Origin of the sequence: Sphingomonas sp. 66-10 (genome assembly GCF_001897045.1) — a bacterium.
GTDB classification, from domain to species: domain Bacteria; phylum Pseudomonadota; class Alphaproteobacteria; order Sphingomonadales; family Sphingomonadaceae; genus Sphingomonas; species Sphingomonas lycopersici.
Map to the genome: position 1 here is coordinate 9,756 of NZ_MKRR01000167.1, position 3,351 is coordinate 13,106.

The 3,351-nt window shown below is 65.4% G+C and carries 2 protein-coding genes; one reads left to right on the top strand and one right to left on the bottom strand.

From position 1 onward, the window contains the following. A partial coding sequence (locus tag BGN95_RS26095) for a JAB domain-containing protein (protein ID WP_286774520.1) occupies window positions 1–413 on the top strand: 413 nt, incomplete at its 5' end. 115 nt (window positions 414–528) lie between these two features. Here the strand turns inward: BGN95_RS26095 and metH are convergent. After that, the gene (metH, locus tag BGN95_RS26100) at window positions 529–3,186 is read right to left on the bottom strand and encodes a methionine synthase (RefSeq protein ID WP_286774521.1); all 2,658 of its coding nucleotides are present in this window, start codon (window positions 3,184–3,186) and stop codon (window positions 529–531) included. Between the last annotated feature and the right edge of the window lie 165 nt (window positions 3,187–3,351).

Sequence of the window (3,351 nt, forward strand, 5' to 3'; positions counted from 1 at the left end):
CCGCGTTGCGGCTGCTGCACGGCGCGGTCGCGGCGCGGCCGGTGCTCGGCAATTGGCAGGCGCTGCTCGACTATCTCCACGCCGATATGGCGCATCACGCGATCGAGCGTTTCCGCGTGCTCCATCTCAACACCCGCAACATGCTGATCCGCGACGAGGTGATGAGCCAGGGCTCGATCGACCAGGCCTCGGTGCATGTCCGCGAGGTGATCCGCCGCGCGATCGATCTCGGCGCGGCGGCGATCATTCTGGTCCACAACCACCCCTCGGGGGACCCGGCGCCGAGCCGCGCGGATATCGACATCACCCGCGCGATCGCCGACGCCGCGCGCCCGCTGGGGATCGCGGTCCACGACCATATCGTGATCGGGGCGCAAGGGCATGTCAGCCTGCGCGCCAAGGGGTTGATTTAGCCTCCTCTCCGTTCGCCCTGAGCTTGTCGAAGGGCTGTACTTTCTTCGCCGGAAGAAAAGTTACACGGCTTCGACAAGCTCAGGGGCGAACGGGGAGAGGTAATGCGCGAAATCCTCAATCCAGATTCGGCCGCAGCAACCGCTTCGCGCGCTCCAGATCGACCCCGCGCCGCGCGGCATAATCGCTCACCTGATCCTCGCCGATCCGCGCGACACCGAAATATTCCGCCTGCGGGTGGCCGAAGTAGAAACCCGAAACCGCCGCGGTCGGCAGCATCGCGAAGCTCTCGGTCAGGCTGATCCCCGTGGCGTGATGCGCGTCGAGCATCTCGAACAAGGTCGATTTGAGGCTATGCTCGGGGCAGGCCGGATAGCCCGGCGCGGGGCGGATGCCGCGATATTTCTCGCGGATCAGCGCCTCGTTATCGAGCTGCTCGTCGGGGGCATAGCCCCACAGGGTCGTGCGGACATGCTGGTGGAGCGCCTCCGCCATCGCTTCGGCGAGACGATCCGCCAGCGCCTTCAACAGGATATCCGAATAATCGTCGATCGCCGCCTTGAACCGCGCGAGATGCGGCTCGATGCCGTGGATCGACACCGCGAACCCGCCGATCCAGTCGCCCTTGGGATCGACGAAATCGGCGAGGCACATATTCGCCCGCCCCTCGCGCTTGACGATCTGCTGGCGCAGGAAGGGGAGCCGCACCACGTCGGTCCCCTGGACCAGATCGAGCAGGTCGAGCCCCTTCAATTCCTCGGCGTTGAAATCGCCCTTAAGGTCGACGATCACATCGTCCTCGTGCCGCGCGCACGGCCACAGCCCGACGACGGCGCGCGCGGTGAGCCATTTCTCGGCGACGATGCGATCGAGCATCTTCTGCGCATCGTCGTACAGCGAGCGCGCGCTTTCGCCGACCACCGCATCATCGAGGATCGCCGGGAACACCCCGGCCAGCTCCCACGCGCGGAAGAACGGCGTCCAGTCGATATAATCGCGCAGCGAGGCGAGATCCCAGTCGCGAAACGCGTGAATGCCCGGCTGCAGCGGCGCGGGCGGCTTGAGCGCCATATCCGCGACGAAGCCGTTGGCGCGCGCCTTGGCGAGCGGGAGCAGCTCGTTCTGCCCCTTGCCCTCGCGCGCACGGCGCACCGCGGCATATTCCTCCGCGACCTTGACGACATAATCGTCGCGCTGGGTATCGCTGACCAGCGTCGTGGCGACGCCGACCGCGCGGCTGGCGTCGAGCACATGCACCACCGGTCCCGAATAGGCCGGCGCGATGCGCAGCGCGGTATGGACCTTGGAGGTGGTCGCGCCGCCGATCAGCAGCGGCATCTTCATGCCCGCGCGTTCCATCTCCTCGCCGACCGTCACCATCTCGTCGAGGCTCGGGGTGATCAGGCCGGAAAGCCCGATCATATCGGCGTCATTCTCGTTCGCCGCGGCGAGGATCGTCGACCACGGCACCATCACGCCGAGATCGACCACCTCGAAGCCGTTGCACTGCAACACGACCCCGACGATGTTCTTGCCGATATCGTGGACGTCGCCCTTCACCGTCGCCATCACGATCCGGCCCTTGGCCTTGGCGCCGGCCTCCTTTTCCGCCTCGATGAACGGCAGGAGGTGCGCGACCGCCTTCTTCATCACGCGCGCCGACTTCACGACTTGCGGCAGGAACATCTTGCCCGCGCCGAACAGGTCGCCGACGACGTTCATCCCGTCCATCAGCGGGCCTTCGATCACCTCGATCGGGCGCGGCAGCGACAGCCGCGCCTCCTCGGTATCGGCGACGATATGCGCGTCGATCCCCTTGACCAGCGCATGTTCCAGCCGCTTGCCGACCGGCCAGCCGCGCCATTCCTCGGCCGCTTTCTCCGCCGCCGCATCATTGCCGCGGAACTTCTCCGCCAGCGCGACCAGCCGCTCGCCCGCCTCGGGGTCGCGGTTGAGCACGACATCTTCACATGCGGTGCGAAGTTCGGGGTCTATCGTATCGTAAACGTCGAGTTGCCCCGCGTTGACGATCGCCATGTCCATCCCCGCGGGGATCGCATGATAGAGGAACACCGAATGCATCGCGCGGCGCACCGGCTCGTTGCCGCGGAACGAGAAGCTGAGGTTCGACAGCCCACCCGAGATATGGACATGCGGGCAGCGCGCCTTGATCTCGCGCGTCGCCTCGATGAAGTCGACGCCGTAATTATTATGCTCCTCGATCCCGGTCGCGACCGCGAAGACATTGGGATCGAAGATGATATCCTCGGGCGGAAAGCCGATCCCGGTGAGCAGCTTGTACGCGCGCTCGCAAATCTCGATCTTCCGCGCCTGGGTATCGGCCTGCCCGGTCTCGTCGAACGCCATGACGACCACCGCCGCGCCATAGGCCATGCATTTGCGCGCATAGGCCAGGAACGGCTCGACGCCCTCCTTCATGCTGATCGAATTGACGATCGGCTTGCCCGAGACGCATTTCAGCCCGGCCTCGATCACCTCCCATTTCGAGCTGTCGATCATGATCGGGACGCGCGCGATATCGGGCTCGGCGGCGATCAGCTTGAGGAAGGTGGTCATCGCCTCGACCGCATCGAGCAGGCCTTCGTCCATGTTGACGTCGATCACCTGCGCGCCATTCTCGACCTGCTGCCGCGCGACCTCGACCGCGCGGGTATAATCGCCCGCCATGATCAGCTTCTTGAACGCCGCCGATCCGGTGACATTGGTGCGCTCGCCGACGTTGACGAAGGAGGTGGAAGAGGGGGTAGCAGTCATAGCGATCGATTCATTTCCGTTCGGGCTGAGCTTGTCGAAGCCCTGCCCTTCTGGCCAAGAAGTACAGCCCTTCCCCCGGACTTGATCCGGGGTCAGGGCGAACGATGGTCGGTATCAACCCGCCATCGTGAACGGCTCCAGCCCGGCGAGCCGAGTGCGCACCGG

Coding starts and splice junctions, on each gene's coding strand:
- metH (WP_286774521.1), bottom strand. CDS start 3,186: ATGACTGCTACCCCCTCTTCCACCTCCTTCGTCAACGTCGGCGAGCGC.